This window comes from Flavobacterium degerlachei (assembly GCF_900106645.1).
In the GTDB taxonomy this organism is placed as follows: Bacteria; Bacteroidota; Bacteroidia; order Flavobacteriales; family Flavobacteriaceae; genus Flavobacterium; species Flavobacterium degerlachei.
In genome coordinates this window covers 233,115-253,364 of the sequence record NZ_FNMV01000002.1, presented here as the reverse complement: position 1 = coordinate 253,364, position 20,250 = coordinate 233,115, and the positions used below count along the sequence as shown (strand labels likewise).

The window sequence follows — 20,250 nt, the reverse complement described above, 5'->3', positions numbered from 1 at the left end:
ATTTATTTCAGCTCGCGATTTAAGATATTATCTTAACAGTCTTTTTATTCTAATAACTAATTCATTCGGGCTAATTGGCTTACTCATAAAATCAGTACCACCTAAGTTAAAAGCTTTTAAAACTATTTCTTCTTGTCCCGCTGCTGAAAACACTATTATTGGGGTTAGCATATTTAATTTATTTCTTACATGACTGATCACTTCTAGTCCGCTAACGAAAGGCATCATAATATCAGTCAAAATCAACTCAGGTTGATGTTGTTCTATCAATTCAATCGCATCTTTGCCATTCTCAGCAACTAACAGTTTATATCCTTCTTTCTCTAATCGGAACTTTAGTAATGAAGAAAGTAATGAATTGTCTTCAGCGATAACAATTTTTTTAATATCAACCATGTTGCATTATATTTTACTCGGTTAACTTTATTAAATTTTAAAATAGTATGTTTTTAAAATTGGTTAGACCAAAATTAAGATAATTTGATGTTTTTTTATAGATTAAAAGCTAAAATCAACGATTAAAGACAAATATTGTCGATTTAGCAGGTAGAAAAGAACGAAAAAAACTATTAATTTTTCAATCAGATTCAAATTAAAAGAAGACAATAGTTGACTTAAATCTTAACCGACAATTCTTTTCTATGAGACTATAAATTAAAACCCTTCAAATACTCCCAAACCAAATAGGGCAAAATCATATTTAACAGGATCCATCCTGTCAAATTCACGAAGTTTAATATCCAATTCAGCTAAGGCTTTTCCGTCATTTTGCTTCCGCGAAAGCAAACCCAATTTTCGTGCCACATTCCCAGAATGCACATCTAGAGGGCAGGAAAGTGAAGAAGCTGAAATACTTTTCCAAATCCCTAAATCGACTCCTTTATTATCTTGGCGAACCATCCATCTTAAGAACATGTTGATGCGTTTTGCAGCCGAATTGTTCATGGGATCTGAAACATGCTTTTGGGTGCGATATTGATGCGGAATTTCGAAGAATGTCTTTTTGAATTCTGAAATGGATAGTTGCATATTTTCTAAATGTTCGTTTTTAGTAAATACGTATTCTAATCCATTATGGTTTTGATAAATGTTTTTTAAACTCTTTATAAAAAAAGTAAAATCTTGTGCATTGAAAGTACGATGGACAAACGTCTCTAGCTTTTCTAAATCTTCTTCTGTATGAGACATCACAAAATCATAAGGTGCATTTCCCATTAAGTCCATCATTTTATGAGAGTTCCTGATAATCATTGTACGATTACCCCAAGCTATTGTTGCGCTGAGGAAACCGGCAATTTCGATATCTTCTTTTTGAGAAAATAAATGCGGAATTTGTATGGGGTCACTTTCTATAAATTCAAGAGTATTGTATTGAATGACTTTCTCGTCAAGGAAAGATTTGAGATCTGTATGATTCATTTTTGTTTATAGGCTAATGTTTAAAGTTGTTCTCTTTACAAAAAGAACCTTTAACTTATTTAGTTACTAATCAAACCGTCAATCATTATCAATTTCCGATCAGCCATATTGGCTAACTCTTCATTATGGGTCACAATCACAAAGGTTTGACCTAACTCATCACGCAGTTTGAAAAATAATTGGTGTAAATTTTCAGCAGATGCTGTGTCAAGGTTTCCTGAAGGCTCATCGGCAAATATGATCGCGGGTTTGTTTATTAGTGCTCTTGCAACAGCCACTCTTTGTTGTTCACCACCAGAAAGCTCATTTGGTTTGTGGTTTATTCGATGAGAAAGCCCCAGATATTCCAATAGTTTTTTAGCCTCAGTTTCCGTTTCTTGTTTCGGCTTGTTGGCAATAAAAGCAGGTATGCATACGTTTTCTAAAGCTGTAAATTCAGGCAGTAACTGATGAAATTGAAAGATAAAACCTAGGTTCAAATTCCTAAATTTGGATAGGTTTTTGTCGTTCATCGTCAAAATATCCTCATCGTTGATGCGCAGCATGATTTCATTTTCGGGTGTGGGTTTATCTAAGGTCCCAAGAATTTGTAATAGCGTAGTTTTACCAGCACCAGAAGCTCCTACTATAGATACGATTTCTCCTTTTTGAATATGCAAATCCACTCCTTTTAAAACATGGAGTTGGTCGTAATATTTATGTAAATTTTTTGCATGTATCATTTGAGGCAGTTTTTACAAAGAAACAAAGATTTTTAGAATTATATAATGGGCAAATAATAAATTTTAGTTAATAAGAATCGGCCTACTGTATTTAATACCCTAAATTTGAAATTGAATAATTTTAAGAACTAAAAGAGAACCTAATTATGGGAATACAAGAACGAACTGAGGTAGCAACCTTTGCCGGCGGCTGCTTTTGGTGTACAGAAGCAGTTTTTTTAGAGCTAAAAGGCGTTAAAAGTGTTGTCTCGGGTTACATAGGCGGAGAAACAATAGATCCGACCTACAAGGAAATTTGTGGTGGAGATACAGGTCATGCAGAAGCAATCCAAATCACATACGATGCTAATGAAATAGCATTTGGGGAATTATTGGAGGTCTTTTTTGCAACTCATGACCCTACAACATTAAATCGTCAAGGAAATGACGTAGGTACTCAGTATAGAAGTGAAATATTTTATCACAATGAAATGCAAAAGGAAATATCTGAAGAGTATATTTCTTTATTGGCAAATGAAAATACTTTTGGACAACCTATCGTAACTCAGGTTTCACCAGTTTCTACCTTTTATAAAGCAGAAGACTATCATAATAATTACTACAATGAAAATAAATCGCAGGGATATTGTTCTTATGTTATTACTCCAAAGATAGAAAAGCTTAAGAAGTATTTTCAGGAAAAATTAAAAGCGTAGTGGCATTACTTTTGCTTTAATTTACAGCAAATCAAATTTTACTTTAAAAATGGAAAGGGAAACAATTATAGATGATAAAAGCGTGAGAAATAGAAACCTGATTTTAGGAATTATTTTTGATGCCATTGGCATGCTATCCTTTACCGTACCTATGGTTGGTGAGTTCTCTGATGTTATTTGGGCGCCAATAGCGGCTTATTTAATGACAAGGATGTATAAAGGGACGGTTGGAAAAGTAGGGGGAGTAGTAACATTTCTAGAAGAAATCATTCCCTTTACGGATGTTATTCCCTCCTTTACGTTAACTTGGATCTATAATTATGTAATAAAGAAAAAACAATAGTTTAGCTATTCTTTTTCCTTAAACAGGAAACCAAATCCCAATCGTTTCAGCATTTTCTTTTCGAAGGCCCAAAAGAATTTGAATTGACCAAAAAGAAATCCAATCAGCACTAATAAAACCTGGTACAGTGGAAAAATGATAATCAATCGTGCAGGTGTATGCCAAAAGCCGAAGTCTTCTTTTAAAATTCCCAGCCAAAAACACACAGGTTTCGACAGCCAAGCTGAAGTAGAACCCGTAATTGCAAAAACGATAAATATAACTGCTAGTTGGAAATTAGAGTCAATGCCCCAACGTTTTTTTAATGCCTTCATTTTTATTTATAATGATTACAAATATAGTGACATTATCTCGCAGGAACATAACCAAAAAGTTTTTGTTTGTAGGTATTTTGAAAATAAACCAAATAATTATAAATTAAATAATTGACTTCGTATCCGTAATTAATATTTGGGTCGTAAGCTATGGTCATTTCATATAAATTAGGATTATAGCGGAAAGGTTGTAAAACGCGATTGTTCCATTCGTTAATCCAAAGGCTGTTTTTGTTTTCCAAATAACTCTGGGAATGGTAACCTCTAGGAAAGGCTCTTGAGGCTAGCCAGCTTGAAAAACCAATGTCAATAATGATTACTTCATATTCTAATTCATCATTAGCAATTCTTACCGTATCGTTTTGTGTAGCATTAGGATTATCTGATTTAGTTATTGTAGAGTTAGAAGTTTTACAACTATAAAAGGAAACTAAAATGATGGCTAATATGTAGAAGCTTTTTTTCATGATTGAAAGATTTGAATTAAAGTTACAAAAATTAACAATTGGTTTTTAGTGTTTTAGGAAAAAAAAATCATTTGCAACAGGCAAATGATTTATAATTATATGACTTTTGATTTTATTATTTTCCAAATAAACCACCTAGCATTCCACCAATTCCACCGCCTTTTTTATTGACAGCATCCATCGCATCACTTAGATCTACTTTTCCGTCCCCATTTTGGTCTAAACCAAATTGTCCTCCGTACTTAGAAATGGCATCCATAATACCTGAATTATCACCAGAACCACCAGAAATCGCAGCAATAATATCCGATATTTCAAAACTTGAATCGTTTGGGTCTTTAGCCTTTCCTACTAATGCTGCTACTATTTGCGGGATTAACTTAGAAGCTATTCCAGATGCATCTGAAGCATTAATTCCAAATTGTTCACCTAAGTTACCTGATAATTCATTTGTTAGTTTTTGAACTACTGGGTTCGATTTATCTGCAGCGTTATTGCCTTGAAATAATCCTGCTAATTGGTCGACACCTCCTTCTGAAACTATTTTTTGCAATCCGCTTATTACTGAATTACTAGCTTCAGTTATGACAGCTTCATTTTTTTCATTTGGAACTGCTGTGTTATTTACTACAGCCTCCTGTCCAAATTGTTGCGCTAATTGTGCTAATTGTTCAAACATTATATACTTTTTTTAGTTCATTTTACAATTTACAAAAAAAAGTGGGTTTGTTAAAATAAATTAACAAACCCACTCGTATAAATAACTAGAATTTCTCTTAACTATCCAATCAAATTAATGATTTGTGAAGCTAATTCAGTTCCAATTCTATCTTGCGCTTCTCCTGTTGCAGCTCCAATATGTGGAGTCAATGAAATTTTAGGATTCATTAAAATAGTCATTTCAGGAGTTGGTTCGTTTTCGAAAACGTCTAATCCTGCAAATAATACTTTTCCGCTGTCTAATGCTTTTACTAATGCTACTTCATCAATAACACCACCACGAGCACAATTTACAATACCTACACCATCTTTCATGATAGCTAATTCTTTCTCACCAATGATGTAACCATCTTGAGCAGGAACGTGTAAGGTAATAAAGTCAGCCTCTTTAAATAATGACTCAAGTGATTGAGAAACTATTGTTGAAGTGATTGACTGTCCGTCAAAGAATTCTACTTTTAAATCAACTTTAGGGATAAAACTATCCGCAGCAATGACTTTCATACCTAATCCAAGAGCCATTTTTGCAGTAGCTTGGCCAATACGTCCAATTCCTACAATTCCTAATGTTTTTCCTCTTAGTTCAACACCATTTGCGTATGCTTTTTTCAAACCATCAAAGTTTGAATCTCCTTCAAGAGGCATATTTCTGTTTGAATCATGTAAAAAACGAACTCCAGAAAATAGGTGAGCAAAAACTAGTTCTGCTACAGATTCTGATGAAGATGCAGGTGTATTAATTACGTGAATCCCTTTGCTTTTTGCATAGTCAACATCAATGTTATCCATTCCTACACCACCACGACCAATTATTTTTAGACCTGGGCATGCATCAATTATATCTTTACGAACTTTAGTTGCACTACGCACTAAAACTACGCTTACGTTGTTTTCGTTCACATAATTAGCTACTTGTTCTTGTGCTACTTTTGTAGTTATTACTTCAAATCCACCTTTTTCTAAAGCTAGAATTCCACTTTTAGAAATTCCGTCGTTTGCTAGTACTTTCATTTTATTTATATTTTAAGATTGGAAAATTTAAAGATTTAAAGATTCGATCTATTATTTAATGTAGTGAATGATTATAAATGGACTATTCAAATCCTTAAATCATTCAATGTTTTAATTTTTAAATTGCTTTTTCTAAAGCTTTCATTACATCTACCAATACTTGAACGCTTTCAATTGGCATTGCATTGTACATAGAAGCTCTGTAACCACCTACAGAACGATGTCCTGGTATTCCAGAGATTCCTGCTGCTTTCCACATAGTGTCAAAAGTTTCAGTATGTGCAGCATCATTCAATAAGAAAGTAGCATTCATGTTTGAACGATCTTCAACAGCTGCAGCTCCTTTAAATAAAGGGTTTCTGTCTATTTCGTTATAAAGTAACTCGGCTTTTGCATTATTCAGTTTTTCAACTGCTGCAACTCCACCTAGTTTTTTTAACCATTGTAAAGTCAATAATGAAGCATAAACTGGAAAAACAGCTGGCGTATTATACATACTCTCGGCTTTAATGTGCTTTTCGTAATCCAATATACTTGGAATAGTTCTTCCTGATTTACCAAGAATCTCTTCTTTAACAATAACAAGAGTTGTTCCTGCAGGGCCCATATTTTTTTGTGCTCCCGCATAAATGATATCAAATTTAGAGAAATCTAATACTCTAGAAAAGATATCAGAACTCATATCGCAAACAATTGGCATGTCAAGCGATGGAAATTCTTTCATTTGTGTACCAAAAATGGTGTTATTGCTCGTACAGTGAAAGTAATCTGCATCAGCAGGTACACTGTATCCTTTTGGAATATTATTGTAGTTTTCTTCTTTTGAAGAAGCTACGACCACTGTTTCTCCAAAAAATTTTGCTTCTTTTATTGCTCCGTTAGCCCATGTCCCTGAATCAAGATATGCAGCTTTACCGCCTTCTTTCATTAAGTTATAAGGTACCATTAGAAATTCAAGACTTGCTCCACCTGCAAGGAAAAGAGCTTTGTATCCTTTGCCTTCTAGTCCTAATAATTCAAGAGCAAGTGATCTCGCTTCATCCATTACTGCAACAAAATCTTTACTTCTGTGCGAAATTTCTAAAATGGATAAGCCAGAATCATTAAAATTTAAAATAGCTTGTGCTGATTTATCAAAAACTTCTTGTGGTAAAATGCATGGTCCTGCGCTGTAGTTGTGTTTTTTCATGGTGTAGTTTATGTCCGAAAAATTAAAACGCAAATTTCGGCATTAGGACTTTAAAAAGCGTTAAATAATTCGAAAAAATAAAACATTTTTAACCTATATTGTTAACAAAAACGTTATAGTATCGACGTTATCTGCATAATCCCATAATTGAGGATTTTGTGTTTCACCATAAATAATACTGTTTTCAACAAGATTATTACTAACGATACACTGTATTTGTTCGTCTTCTGACTTTAAACGTGTTTGTAAATCTACGATGTCATCATAGAATTCGTAAAACACACTCGAAATAGGAGAGGCGTGACTTTTATCTTCTTTTAAAGTTAGAAATCCATTATCTAATAACTTGAAATTACTCATTAAAAACACAGCCTTATTATAATCGTAATTATTTGCATATTTTTCATAATGAATCACATCTTGATACTCAAAAATAGATTCAAAAAAGCTGTCAAATGTGTAGCCTTTTGGTACGAATAGCTTCGATACATTGCGACATCCCAAGCCAAAATATCTAAAAATGTCCTCTCCTAAAGCGCTCAACTGCTCTTTAGTTTCGGTACCATTTAATACTGCAATGGAGTTTCGGCTTTTTCTAATTATGGACGGTTTGTCTTTAAAGTAATATTCAAAATAACGGGCTGTATTATTACTTCCGGTTGCAATAACTGCGTCAAAATTTTCTAGTTTCCCTTCAACAAATGTGATTTTATCGGCAAACTTAGGCTCAACTGCAATTATGTATTTGGCTAGAAACGGAAGTAAATGTTGGTCATTTGAAGATGTTTTTACTAGTACAGAGTGACCTGTAATTAAAACGGACAAGAAATCATGGAAACCAACTAATGGTATATTACCCGCTAAGATTAACGCAATGTTTTTGGGTTTTACGGTGTCAATTTCATAACTAGATAACCATTTGTCTAAGTTTTCTTGCGTTAGCGCTTTTGCCCATGATTGAATGGAAAAGTATACCTGTTCAGGTGTATACCATCCATTGTGGGACTGGGATAGTTTTATTAATTTGATAAAATCGTCAAAAAACAGATCGTTATGCAGAACAGTTTCTTCTTTGGAACTGTTGTCTTCGGAAAATTGACTTAAAAATCTCCCTAATTCAACAAAAACAGTTTTTTTTGTTTCTAATGTCATTATGTTTGCTTATGAATTGTTTTGATTGTAATTTTGCACAAAAATAAGCTTTAATAAGTCGAAAGTCAAAAGTCTTAAAGTCAAAAGTCACTTAATAGAATTTTTTTTGACCCGAATAACAAATAATATAGCAAATGGCAATTATAATAACAGACGAATGTATTAATTGTGGCGCATGTGAACCAGAGTGCCCAAATACTGCGATATACGAAGGAGCAGATGATTGGAGATATAAAGACGGGACTAAACTAACAGGGAAAGTAATTTTACCTGACGGTACTGAGGTTGATGCTGAGGATGCCCAAACGCCTATTTCGGATGAAGTATATTACATTGTTCCAGGAAAATGTACAGAATGTAAAGGCTTTCATGATGAACCACAATGTGCTGCGGTTTGTCCTGTTGACTGTTGTATTCCTGATGATAATCATGTAGAATCTGAAGAGACGTTACTTAACAGAAAAGCGTTTTTACACAACGAATAGCATCTAGAAATAGTAGAACAAAAAAAATCCTGTTCGCAGAGGCGAACAGGATTTTTTTGTTCAAATCTATTTTTTACTATTTTTCAATATGGTACGTAGTAATTGTAATCGTATCTGTTTTGTCATCATAAGTTTCTAATATCATGTTTCCATCAGAGTTAAAATGACCAAATGAAGTTTTATTTCCTGATTTATAGATATAATTGTTGTTTGATGTTTTTCTCAAAATAGCAGCTTTTTTTCCGTCTGGCATAAAAACTGAATAACCTTTTTTATCAGTAGAGACTTGATATTTTGTTCCATCTAGTTCATAATATGCTGATCTGTCTACATCAATTAATTTAGTAACCCCGTCAGCGGTAACTTTAGTAGTTGCTGTTACTTCAACAGGACTTTCTTTTATGTCTTTATTTAACACATTCGAATTGGCATCATTTAATTCTAAATTCTGAACCTCTTGAATTTCCTTAGTTTCGACTAACTTCTTTTCCCCTTGAGAATCTTTGATGGTCGTAATATTTGTCTTGACTTCTGTTTTTACATTCTTGTTTTGTGCTTGAATATTTACAGAAAATAAAAAAGCGGCCATTCCTAAAACTATAATTTTCATGATATTTTATTTTAAAGGTTTACAGTACAAATTTACAACTATATGACTTTTAATTTATTACAAAATTGTAGCTAAAGATTGTATTATTCACACTAAAAACAAAGTGGCTTTACTTACTCTTTTTTTTAGCAACAATGACGTAGGTGTCATAGGCGTATGTTTTTCGGTCGATTGTTTTTATAATTTCAAAATTATTTAAATATAGGAATAGTTGCATTTCATTTAATGTAAAAACCCGAACAGTAGAAAAATCATCAGCTATCAGGTTTTTTACACCATTTATGTTAGTGTAGTATTTTGCTTGCCATTCCACCATGAAATTATCTGCAGTCGTCGTTTCCCAGTGGCTTTCTCTTATGTAATTTATTCCCTCGTGTCGGGCTTGATGTATTATTTTTTGATTTTCATTTATATAGGGAATAAACCGATTGGCATCAATAAAATCAAATACAATTATACCTTCATCGGTGATATTGTTGAATAAGGACGCAAAGGTTTCATCCATATCCTCGTTTGTCGTCAGGTAACTAGTAGATCTGCCAGTAATAATTATAGCATCGACTTGCTTATCTAGATTGAAATCTCTCATGTCACCTTGAATGAAGGTGCAATCTTTGTTTCTTTCTCGGGCAATAGCTATCATGCTTTCGCTGTAATCCAGTCCTTTGTAATCTTGCTGACTCTCTTTAAATCTTTTGGCAAGGTTTCCTGTTCCGCTGCCTATTTCTAGGATGGTTTTGCAATTGTTTTCCTTGATAAAGCTATTGTAGAATGCATACTCTTCATCATAGTCAACAAAGGTTTGATACATGGCGTCATATATTGCGGCCATTTTTCCGTGATAAAGAGTTGCCATATTTTTTCGTTTAGAAGTGTATATTACTTTCGTTTGAACTGATATTGCAAAGCAGGATATAGCATCCAATCAATAGATTTTAAACACTTTATAAATTTATGGAAAAATAGTATATAAAAAAAGGGCTATCCGATGGATAGCCCTTTTGAATTACTCGATAATCGAATTAGAATTTATAGTTCAACGATAAGTTAAACATTGTACCTAATTGGCTAAAGTGAAAACCATCGTATGTCATTTGAGAATAACGTTGGTTAAAAGTAATCAAGTTAGATTGCTCTTTTACTAGTGCTGGATCGTTTAATAAAGTAGTACCTGCAGCGTTTTCAGCTTTGAATTCCCATTCTGGCAATACATTTAATAAGTTGTTTACGTTTAAAGATAAAGTTAACTTCTCTGTTGCAGAAAAATTAACTCCTAAATCTGTAACGATTTTAGGAATAAATTCTGTTCTTAAATTATCACTTAAACCAGCTTGTTTAAAGGTTGTTTTACCAAAATAAGTGTTGTTAAGAGAGAAATCGAATTTTCCAATTTCATAATTAGCTCCTAAAATCCATTTTGTGTTTGGTCTAGAAGTAAACATTAAAGCGTCAAGTGTTGCGCTGAAATTGTCTCTTTTTAATGGAGATATTCTTTCGTTATCTATAGTAATGTTTCCAGATAAGTTGAATCCTAATTTACCTTCTCCAAGTAAGATGTTGCTGTAATTTGCAACAAAATCTAAACCTGAAGTTCTTGAGTCAAATGAGTTTTCAAACCAAGCTACATCTCCGTAAGGTGTTGATACAATATCTCCTAAGATAATTCTGTCTTTAACTTTGATATTGTAATAATCTACAGTAAAATTGAAATTTCTTGAAGGTTTAGCTCCAATACCTACAGTAATATTAGTAGATTTTTCAGCATCTAATTTAGGTACGCCTATTAAACGAGCTTGTGGAGATACATTATTTATAATTCCGCTAACTTGAATTCCTTCTCCTGCAACGAATGAATATTGTGATTTTTGAGTATAGATTTGGTGTAATGTAGGAGCTCTGAAACCTGTAGAAACAGATCCTCTTAATGTAATTTTATCCTCAGCAAATTTATATCTTGAACTGATTTTCCAAACTGTTGCTCCACCAAAATCGCTATAATCTTCATAACGAAGGGTTCCGTTGATTAAGAAATCTTCAGTTACGTCATACGCAACATCAAAATAACCACCTAAGTTATAACGATTCCATTTTCCTGAATTTTGTGGAAGGTTACCAGCAAATGAGTCAGCTCCTTGTCCGTCATAAGATGCTAAGTCTCCTTCTATAACTTCAAAAGTTTCTGTTCTGATCTCAGATCCAAAACCAATACTGATTTTATCAGATAGAATTTTTGAGATATCTAGGTTTCCTACAACATGGTTGAAAGAAGTTCCACCTGGTTTGAATGCAATAGGGCTGTTTTCTAGGTAAATATTGGCTCCATTTTCATCTTGTAAATCTGATCTGTTGTGAGAGTTTTCCACTGAATAGGTTTGTGTGTTTCCACCAACAGTTACACTCGCATCAGTATTCCATCCGTTCTTAACTGATTTATAACCTAATGTAGCATTATAGTCATTCAAATCCCCTGTAAATGTAGGTACATAACCAACATATGAAGCGGGAGTACCGTCTCCAAAGAAATCCTTTAAGTAAGGATAGTCAGATAAAGTTCTCCAATATGGAGTTCTGTAATTAGCAAAAGAGTTTACTTTTTTGTAAACATAGGCTGCATTATAATAAAGTTGTGTTTCTTCAGATAGATCAAATCCACCATTTACTAAAAATTTAGCAGCGGCAGTTTCAGGAGAACCATTGATGTTTCCTGCATCTGGTTTTTTAGCTAAGAAAGCTTGTACGTCAGATAATGAAGCACCAAAATCAGTAGCTTCACCAGCAGCATCAACTGTACCAGGTCTGTTTGATTGAGAAACTTTAGAGAAATCTACAGTATAGTTGACAAAACCTTTACCATCACCTACTTCAGAACCATTGTTAAGACTTACTCCTAACATTTCTCCGTCACCTTCAGAGGTGATTCCAGTTCTAACAGTTACTGATCCGCCTTTAGTGTCTTTCTTTAAGATGATATTCATAACCCCTGCAATTGCATCAGAACCGTATTGAGCCGAAGCACCATCACGAAGTATCTCTACTCTTTCGATTGCATCAGTTGGTATAGCTGAGATATCAGCACCTGTTTCACCACGTCCTGGAGATGTTTGAACATAAAGTAAAGAACTTAAGTTTTTACGTTTACCATTAATAAGGATTAAAGTTCTACTAGGTCCCATGTTTCTGATTTCATAAGGGTCTAATAATGAAGTTGCATCATTTACCGGTGTTTGTACCGTGTTAAAAGATGGAATTTTGTACTGTAACGCCTTGTCAAAACTTGCTTGCCCAGTAGATGCTAAGTCTTTTGAAGAAATAACGTCAATAGGTAATGCAGTAGTTGTGTTACTTCTTGGAGCAGTTCTAGATCCAGTAATAACAATTTCTTGTAGTGCTTGTCCACCTGATTCAGCCATAACAACATTTACAGTAGAAGATGTTGCTGCTTTTTCAACATTAGAAAAACCAATGTAACTGAAAAGTAGCATAGCGCCTTCCTTAACTCTTATTTTATAGGTACCATTAATGTCTGTTGAAACACCGTTGCTGGTTCCTTTTTCTACGATGTTAACTCCTGGAAGCGCTGCCCCAGTGTTATCTTTTACTACTCCTGATATTTCTTTTTGTGCAAAAAGGAAACTGACGTTCAGTAGTAGAAATAATAATGTGATTTTTTTCATAAATAATTGAATTTTGGTTTTTGTTTGGTTTAATTTGGACTGCAATATAACATTTTTTTAACAAAACTTTAATATTTCGTTCGTGTTTCTAAAAATAAATACTGTAAATCTAAAATGTAGATAGCTAATTATAGATGTGGTAAATTATGATGGAAATTATTATTGCATCAATATAATAGTTAAAAATGATATCGATAATTTAACTTTTTAAGTTAGTCGAAATAATGTTCTATTAGACTAGTACGCGTTGTATTTATTGCGTTTAAAGGAGAATGTTATTTTAATAATGAAAGAACATGTCATATAATTGCCAGTAAGAAAACAATTGGGAGAATAAAAACGTTACCGAATTAAGTAACCGTTATAGTATTTTGAAGGTTGTTAATTGTTACCGAATCAAAGTGTTTGTTTTCAACCTCAGTTTCGTGCTGAAAAGGAAGAGTGAAAATTTGCTGAGTAAGTGCATTATATCTTATATTTGCAAACTTTAAAAAAGGAATTACTAAAGACGGATAATGAAAAATCATTATCTGTAAAAATAAATGTCATGAAAGCAGGAATTGTAGGATTACCAAATGTTGGAAAATCAACATTATTCAATTGTCTATCAAATGCAAAAGCGCAAAGTGCCAACTTTCCTTTTTGTACAATCGAACCTAATATAGGAGTTGTGAACGTTCCTGATCCAAGAATTGAAAAATTAGAGGAATTAGTAAAGCCAGAGCGTGTGCAAATGGCTACAGTTGATATCGTAGATATTGCTGGTTTAGTTAAAGGAGCAAGTAAAGGAGAAGGTTTAGGAAATCAGTTTCTTGGAAACATCAGAGAATGTAATGCTATTATTCACGTATTGCGTTGTTTTGATAATGATAACATTGTTCACGTTGATGGTAATGTAAACCCAATTCGTGATAAAGAGACTATTGATATCGAATTGCAGTTAAAAGATTTAGAGACAGTAGAAAAACGTCTTGAGAAAGTAAATCGTGCTGCTAAAACTGGAAATAAAGAAGCGCAAACAGAAAAAGCACTTTTAGATAGAGTTAGAGAGACTTTGCTTCAAGCAAAATCAGCTAGAACTATTATTCCTCAAGGGAACGATGAGGAAGTATTGATGGAAAGCTTTCAGTTAATCACTGCAAAACCAGTTTTGTATGTATGTAATGTTGACGAAAATTCAGCAGTTAAAGGGAATAAATATGTAGATCTAGTTCGTGAACTAGTTAAAGATGAGGATGCAGAGGTAATTATACTTTCTGTTGGTGCAGAAGCTGATATTACAGAGTTAGAAAGCTACGAAGAACGTCAGGTTTTTCTTGAAGATATGGGATTAACTGAGCCAGGTGCTTCAGTTCTTATTCGTGCAGCTTATAAATTATTAAAACAACAAACTTACTTTACTGCTGGAGTAAAAGAAGTTCGTGCTTGGACAATCGATATTGGGTCAACAGCACCACAGGCTGCAGGAGTGATTCATACTGATTTCGAAAAAGGATTCATTCGTGCTGAAGTAATTGCTTATGAAGATTTCGTTCATTACGGATCTGAGGCAAAAGCGAAAGAAGCTGGAAAATTCAAAGTAGAGGGTAAAGAATATATTGTTAAGGATGGTGATGTAATGCATTTCCGTTTTAACGTGTAGCTTCTAGAAAACAGAGTAAAGAATAAAGAAAATAGAAAGAAACCTGCAAGAGTCATTTTGCAGGTTTTTTTTATGGACCTAATTCCCGCTTTCCACTACAAGATTTTATCGTCTTGCCTTTTTTTATTAGTCAAAAAAGGAGCTTCCTTTGGGCGCTCTTTTTGGTCTATAAAAAAGTAGGAAATCCTGTTAAAATGCTTTTCGTTTCAATCGGGGGTAGGGAGTAGAGAAGAAAGAGAAGAAAGAAGAAAGAGAAGAAAGAAGAAAGAGAAGAAAGAAGAAAGAGAAGAAAGAGGAGAGAGAATAGAGAATAGAAAATAGAGGGGAGAGGAAAGAAGAAAGAGAGTAGAGAAAATAGAAAAAAGAGAAAAACGTATTAAAAATCTGCGAATTAGCGGTAAATAAAACCATCTCAATCTGCTAAATCTATCTGACCTGGATTCCATTTTCTTTTTAATACGTTGAATCTATGGCGGAATTTTACTATTTTTATAAAAAACTACTAGTATGAAGATAATAGCCTTTGGAGGAAGTCCAAGTAAAAACTCAATCAATAAAAAATTAGCTACCTATGCTGCGTCTTTATTTGAAAATGCTGATGTAGAAGTTTTGGATTTAAATGATTTTCAAATGCCTTTATTTAGCGTAGATATTGAGGAAGAAATAGGTCAGCATCCTTTGGCGCAAGCCTTTCTAGATAAAATTACCACAGCCGATATTCTGGTGGTTTCCATGGCGGAACATAACGGGAATTATTCCGCAGCTTTCAAAAATATTTTTGACTGGTGTACCAGGATAAATGCTAAAGTTTTTCAAAATAAACCTATGCTGCTTATGGCAACTTCGCCTGGGGCAAAAGGGGGGGCAAGTGTACTGGGAGTAGCTAAAAACGCCTTTCCTTTTTACGGTGGAAATATCAATGCAACGTTCTCATTGCCTAGTTTCAACGATAATTTCGATATCAAAAAAGGACAAATTTCTAATCCGGAATTGGATAATCAGCTAAAAGAAATTGTTAAAGGTTTTTAGTTTTAAAAATAAAGAAACAAAGTTTGGACAATAGCAATTAGCTCTCTTTGTAGTCCTTTGAAAATTTGAGACTCTGTGACTTTGTTACTGTCAAAAAAAATGTCAATATTATTCTTAATAACTTTGATGGGATCCTCTTTTAATTTTTATCATTTTATACTACATTAGCAACAAATCGTTAAAATTCAAAATGTCAGATAAAAATCAATATACCGAAGACAATATACGTTCGCTTGACTGGAAAGAGCATATCCGTATGCGACCCGGCATGTACATTGGGAAGTTGGGTGATGGTTCTTCACCTGATGATGGTATTTATATCCTTTTAAAAGAGGTGCTGGACAACTGTATCGATGAATTCGTTATGGGAGCTGGTAAGACGATCGAAGTGACCATTAAAGACAAAACTGTTACCGTAAGAGATTATGGTCGTGGAATCCCGCTTGGGAAAGTGATTGACGTAGTTTCTAAAATGAATACCGGTGGTAAGTACGATTCCTTGGCGTTCAAGAAATCAGTAGGTTTGAACGGAGTAGGAACAAAAGCAGTTAATGCTTTGTCTAATTATTTCCGCGTGGAATCTGTGCGTGATGAGAAACAAAAGGCCGCTGAATTTTCGGCAGGTAATTTGGTTCTCGAAGAAGACATTATTGACACCACAAAACGAAAAGGAACTAAAGTAACCTTTATCCCAGATGAAGCGATTTTTAAAAACTACAAATTTCGTTATGAATATATAATTAAAATGCTGAAGAACTATTGTTACCTAAATAATGGGTTGACAATATTGTTTAATGGCGAAAAATATTTCTCTGAAAATGGATTGAAAGATCTATTGGAAGAAACCATTAATACAGAAGATCTAGAATATCCAATCATCCACTTGAAAGGAGAAGATATCGAAATTGCCTTAACGCACAGTAAAACACAATATAGCGAAGAGTACCATTCCTTTGTGAATGGACAAAATACCACACAGGGAGGGACGCATTTAGCTGCCTATAGAGAAGCGATTGTAAAAACCATCAGAGAGTTTTACAACAAAAGTTTCGAGGCTTCTGATATTCGAAAGTCTATCGTTACAGCCATCAGTATCAAAGTGATGGAGCCAGTTTTTGAGTCACAGACCAAAACCAAATTAGGTTCTACGGATATAGGTTCTGAACCGGGAATGCCTTCAGTACGAACTTTTGTAAATGATTTTGTAAAAACGAAATTAGATAACTATCTGCACAAGAATCCTCCAACGGCAGATGCATTATTGAGAAAAATTTTGCAAGCCGAAAGAGAACGTAAGGAATTATCAGGAATCAGAAAATTAGCTACTGATCGTGCCAAAAAGGCAAATTTGCACAACAAGAAATTAAGAGATTGTCGCGCCCATCTTCCAGACACTAAAAACCCAAGAAATTTAGAGAGTACTCTTTTTATTACGGAGGGAGATTCGGCTTCTGGGTCGATTACTAAATCTCGGGATGTGAATACACAGGCTGTTTTTAGTTTGCGTGGTAAGCCATTAAATTCCTATGGAATGAGCAAGAAAATTGTTTATGAAAATGAAGAATTTAATTTATTACAGTCGGCATTAGACATTGAAGACGGACTGGAAAAATTACGTTACAATAATATCGTAATTGCAACAGATGCCGATGTCGATGGAATGCACATTCGGTTATTGCTGATTACGTTTTTCTTGCAATTTTTTCCTGAATTAATAAAAGAAGGACATTTATACATCTTACAAACGCCACTTTTTAGGGTTAGAAATAAAAAGGAGACGATCTACTGTTATACTGATGATGAAAGAAAAGCAGCGATTGAAAAATTAAAACCAAAACCAGAAATCACCCGATTTAAAGGTTTGGGGGAAATTTCTCCTGATGAATTTCAGTTTTTTATTGGCGAAGACATTCGATTAGATCCCGTTATGATGGACAAAAACACATCTGTAGAGCAATTGTTGTCGTTCTATATGGGAAAAAATACGCCAGACCGTCAAGAGTTCATTATTAAGAACCTGAAGGTAGAATTGGATGTGGTTGAAGCAGTATAAAATATAGTTTATAGTTGATAAGAGTAGCTCTTATACAATCCAAAAAAGATACATGGACGAAGAAGAAAATATAAATCCAGAAGGGCAACAAGAAGAAAAGAAGCCTGAAGGACATTTTTATGATAACCAAGAAGACGAGCAGGATACCATTACCAAAGTTACAGGAATGTACAAAGACTGGTTTTTGGATTATGCTTCTTATGTTATTTTAGAGCGTGCAGTTCCCGCGATTGAAGACGGTTTTAAGCCTGTTCAACGTAGAATCATGCACTCGCTAAAAGAGCTAGATGACGGCCGTTACAATAAAGTAGCGAATGTTGTAGGTCACACTATGCAGTATCATCCTCACGGTGATGCGAGTATTGGTGACGCGATGGTGCAAATAGGTCAAAAAGAATTGTTGATCGACTGCCAAGGAAACTGGGGAAATATCCTTACTGGTGACAGCGCAGCAGCTTCTCGTTACATTGAAGCGCGTTTGTCTAAATTTGCCTTGGAAGTACTATATAGCCCTAAGATTACCGACTGGGGAATGTCTTATGACGGACGTCGTGCAGAACCGAATAACCTACCAGTAAAATTTCCATTATTACTCGCTTCTGGCGCAGAGGGAATTGCAGTAGGACTTTCGACGAAAGTGTTACCTCATAATTTTAACGAACTAATTGACGCATCCATAAAAATTCTGAAGGGGAAACCGTTCACGATTTATCCTGATTTCATGACGCAAGGAATTGCTGATGTGTCTAATTATAATGATGGATTGCGCGGTGGTCGTGTTCGCGTGCGAGCCAAAATTGGCCAATTGGACAAAAATACTTTGGTGATTACCCAAATTCCGTTTTCTACAAATACAACCACTTTGATTGATAGTATTTTGAAAGCCAATGATAAGGGGAAAATCAAGATTAAAAAAATTGAAGACAATACTGCCGCTGATGTTGAGATTTTAATCCATCTTTTTCCAGGAGTATCGCCAGACAAAACAATAGATGCCTTGTTTGCCTTTACGGCTTGTGAAACATCGGTAGCGCCACTGGGTTGTGTGATTGAAGACAATAAGCCTTTGTTTATTGGAGTTTCGGATATGTTGAAAATTTCAACTAACAGGACCGTACAGTTACTTAAAAGTGAACTTGAAATTCAATTGAGTGAACTTGAAGAGCAATGGCATTTCTTGTCTTTGGAACGTATTTTTATCGAGAACAAGATTTACCGTGATATTGAAGAGAAAACGACAAGAGAAGATGTAATTCAAGCAGTTGATGACGGTTTAAGACCGCATATTAAGCACTTAAAGCGCGATATAACTGAAGAAGATATTCTGCGCTTATTGGATATACGAATCATGCGTATCTCTAAATTTGATAGTAATAAAGCACAAGATAAGATTGAAGCTCTGGAAGGAAATATAGAGCAGGTTAAACACGATTTAGAGCATTTGATTGATTTTGCAATTGCCTATTTTGCCAAACTGAAAGAGAAATACGGAAAAGGAAGGGAACGCCAAACTGAACTTCGAATTTTTGATGATATCGAAGCTACAAAAGTAGTTTTAAGAAATACAAAACTATACGTAAACAGAGAAGAAGGATTTGTAGGTACAAGTTTGAAAAAAGACGAGTACGTTACGGATTGTTCTGATATTGATGATGTGATTGTTTTTCTACGAGATGGAAATATGATGGTGACCAAGGTCGATGCCAAAACCTTTGTGGGGAAAGACATTATTCACATCGCCATTTTTGACAAAAGTGATAAACGCACCATTTATAATGTGATTTATCGTGACGGAAAATCTGGACCTTCTTATATCAAACGATTTAATGTTTCTGGTGTAACCAGGGATAAATTGTACGATTTGACTAATGGTACCAAAGGATCTCAGATTCTTTATTTCACTTGTAATAAAAACGGTGAAGCCGAAGTAATTACAGTAATATTGCGTCAGGTAGGTACTATCAAAAAATTAAAATTTGATATTGACTTTGCTAAACTAGCAATCAAAGGACGTGCTTCTAAAGGGAATTTGGCTTCCAAATATCCAATTAAGAAAATTGAAATAAAGGAAAAAGGAATTTCAACTTTGTTGCCAAGGAAAGTATGGTATGATGATACTATACAACGATTGAATGTTGACGGAAGAGGAGAATTATTGGGTGAGTTCAGACCAAGTGATAAAATTTTGATAATCCATCAATCAGGAAAATTGAAAGTGATTACGCCTGAATTATCTACACATTTTGAGGAAGATATGGTAGTGTTAGAAAAATGGGTTCCTAAGAAACCTATTTCTGCCATTTACTTTGATGGAGAAAAAGCACGTTACTATGTGAAGCGCTTCTTAGTGGAAGCCGAAAATAAAGAAGAGACTTTCATCACTGAGCATCCTAATTCACAATTAGAGATTGTATCAACAGATTATCGCCCTGTGGCCGAATTGGTTTTTCCGAAAATTAAGGGAGTGCAAAAAGAAAGTATGACGATTGATATTGAAGATTTTATTGCCGTGAAAGGATTTAAGGCAATGGGAAATCAATTGACAACTGATAAATTAAAACAAGTAAATCTTTTAGAGCCCTTGCATTACGAGGTTCCTGTAGAAGTAAAGGAAGAGCGTGTTAAAGGAGAATCAGATGATGATGATCCTGATGTACAACGCGATGAAGATGGTCAAATCATCTTATTCTAAATAAAAAAAGCTTCCGTTATATGCGGAAGCTTT

Annotated in this window: 19 protein-coding genes; 7 read left to right on the top strand and 12 right to left on the bottom strand. The window is 34.2% G+C overall.

Annotated features, from left to right (window positions below):
* Positions 1–27: 27 nt before the first annotated feature.
* The 3 genes from BLV91_RS03250 to BLV91_RS03240 form a co-directional block, all read right to left on the bottom strand.
* Entirely contained in the window at positions 28–396 is a 369-nt protein-coding gene (locus BLV91_RS03250; protein ID WP_091429580.1) for a response regulator transcription factor, read from the bottom strand.
* Between the two features lie 258 nt (positions 397–654).
* Positions 655–1,419 (bottom strand): TIGR02757 family protein, encoded by a 765-nt coding sequence (locus tag BLV91_RS03245; RefSeq protein ID WP_091429577.1) that lies wholly within the window; start codon positions 1,417–1,419, stop codon positions 655–657.
* Positions 1,420–1,478: 59 nt separating this feature from the next.
* Entirely contained in the window at positions 1,479–2,141 is a 663-nt protein-coding gene (locus tag BLV91_RS03240; RefSeq protein ID WP_091429575.1) for an ABC transporter ATP-binding protein, read from the bottom strand.
* A gap of 146 nt (positions 2,142–2,287) precedes the next feature.
* Between BLV91_RS03240 and msrA the strand changes: the two genes are divergently transcribed.
* Together msrA and BLV91_RS03230 are read left to right on the top strand one after the other, a co-directional pair.
* Complete coding sequence (gene msrA / locus BLV91_RS03235; protein ID WP_091429574.1) at positions 2,288–2,836, top strand: peptide-methionine (S)-S-oxide reductase MsrA; 549 nt, start codon at positions 2,288–2,290, stop codon at positions 2,834–2,836.
* A gap of 49 nt (positions 2,837–2,885) precedes the next feature.
* Positions 2,886–3,179: a hypothetical protein gene (locus BLV91_RS03230; protein WP_091429572.1), complete on the top strand. Its 294-nt coding sequence runs from the start codon at positions 2,886–2,888 to the stop codon at positions 3,177–3,179.
* A 5-nt stretch (positions 3,180–3,184) separates the two neighbouring features.
* Here BLV91_RS03230 and BLV91_RS03225 read toward each other — a convergent pair whose 3' ends face one another.
* The 6 genes from BLV91_RS03225 to BLV91_RS03200 all read right to left on the bottom strand — a co-directional run bounded on the left by BLV91_RS03225 (position 3,185) and on the right by BLV91_RS03200 (position 8,032).
* A complete protein-coding gene (locus BLV91_RS03225) occupies positions 3,185–3,493 on the bottom strand; it encodes a DUF6787 family protein (RefSeq protein WP_091429570.1) in 309 nt (102 codons plus the stop codon).
* A 32-nt stretch (positions 3,494–3,525) separates the two neighbouring features.
* The gene (locus BLV91_RS03220; protein WP_091429568.1) at positions 3,526–3,960 is read right to left on the bottom strand and encodes a DUF6146 family protein; all 435 of its coding nucleotides are present in this window, start codon (positions 3,958–3,960) and stop codon (positions 3,526–3,528) included.
* A 115-nt stretch (positions 3,961–4,075) separates the two neighbouring features.
* Positions 4,076–4,639: a hypothetical protein gene (locus tag BLV91_RS03215; RefSeq protein ID WP_091429567.1), complete on the bottom strand. Its 564-nt coding sequence runs from the start codon at positions 4,637–4,639 to the stop codon at positions 4,076–4,078.
* Positions 4,640–4,740: 101 nt separating this feature from the next.
* Positions 4,741–5,691, bottom strand: coding sequence for a D-2-hydroxyacid dehydrogenase (locus tag BLV91_RS03210; protein ID WP_091429565.1), 951 nt, complete (start codon positions 5,689–5,691; stop codon positions 4,741–4,743).
* 118 nt (positions 5,692–5,809) lie between these two features.
* Complete coding sequence (gene serC / locus BLV91_RS03205; RefSeq protein ID WP_091429564.1) at positions 5,810–6,880, bottom strand: 3-phosphoserine/phosphohydroxythreonine transaminase; 1,071 nt, start codon at positions 6,878–6,880, stop codon at positions 5,810–5,812.
* A 93-nt stretch (positions 6,881–6,973) separates the two neighbouring features.
* On the bottom strand, positions 6,974–8,032 hold the full coding sequence (locus BLV91_RS03200; RefSeq protein ID WP_091429562.1) for an acyl-CoA reductase: 1,059 nt from the start codon (positions 8,030–8,032) through the stop codon (positions 6,974–6,976).
* A gap of 134 nt (positions 8,033–8,166) precedes the next feature.
* Here BLV91_RS03200 and BLV91_RS03195 point away from each other — a divergent pair, with 134 nt between their 5' ends.
* Positions 8,167–8,517, top strand: a complete 351-nt coding sequence (locus BLV91_RS03195; RefSeq protein WP_091429560.1) for a 4Fe-4S dicluster domain-containing protein — start codon at positions 8,167–8,169, stop codon at positions 8,515–8,517.
* Between the two features lie 76 nt (positions 8,518–8,593).
* On the opposite strand, the gene BLV91_RS03190 is transcribed toward BLV91_RS03195, so the two are convergent.
* The 3 genes from BLV91_RS03190 to BLV91_RS03180 form a co-directional block, all read right to left on the bottom strand.
* Positions 8,594–9,127, bottom strand: a complete 534-nt coding sequence (locus BLV91_RS03190) for a hypothetical protein (RefSeq protein ID WP_091429557.1) — start codon at positions 9,125–9,127, stop codon at positions 8,594–8,596.
* Between the two features lie 109 nt (positions 9,128–9,236).
* Positions 9,237–9,983, bottom strand: coding sequence for a class I SAM-dependent DNA methyltransferase (locus tag BLV91_RS03185; protein ID WP_091429554.1), 747 nt, complete (start codon positions 9,981–9,983; stop codon positions 9,237–9,239).
* A gap of 166 nt (positions 9,984–10,149) precedes the next feature.
* A complete protein-coding gene (locus BLV91_RS03180; protein ID WP_091429780.1) occupies positions 10,150–12,801 on the bottom strand; it encodes a TonB-dependent receptor in 2,652 nt (883 codons plus the stop codon).
* A 547-nt stretch (positions 12,802–13,348) separates the two neighbouring features.
* Between BLV91_RS03180 and ychF the strand changes: the two genes are divergently transcribed.
* The 4 genes from ychF (at position 13,349) to BLV91_RS03160 (ending at position 20,217) form a co-directional block, all read left to right on the top strand.
* Positions 13,349–14,443, top strand: coding sequence for a redox-regulated ATPase YchF (gene ychF / locus BLV91_RS03175; RefSeq protein ID WP_091429777.1), 1,095 nt, complete (start codon positions 13,349–13,351; stop codon positions 14,441–14,443).
* A gap of 507 nt (positions 14,444–14,950) precedes the next feature.
* Positions 14,951–15,472 (top strand): NADPH-dependent FMN reductase, encoded by a 522-nt coding sequence (locus BLV91_RS03170; RefSeq protein WP_091429551.1) that lies wholly within the window; start codon positions 14,951–14,953, stop codon positions 15,470–15,472.
* Between the two features lie 190 nt (positions 15,473–15,662).
* On the top strand, positions 15,663–17,525 hold the full coding sequence (locus BLV91_RS03165; protein ID WP_091429548.1) for a DNA topoisomerase IV subunit B: 1,863 nt from the start codon (positions 15,663–15,665) through the stop codon (positions 17,523–17,525).
* Between the two features lie 52 nt (positions 17,526–17,577).
* Positions 17,578–20,217, top strand: a complete 2,640-nt coding sequence (locus tag BLV91_RS03160) for a DNA gyrase/topoisomerase IV subunit A (RefSeq protein WP_091429546.1) — start codon at positions 17,578–17,580, stop codon at positions 20,215–20,217.
* The last annotated feature ends 33 nt before the right edge of the window (positions 20,218–20,250 follow it).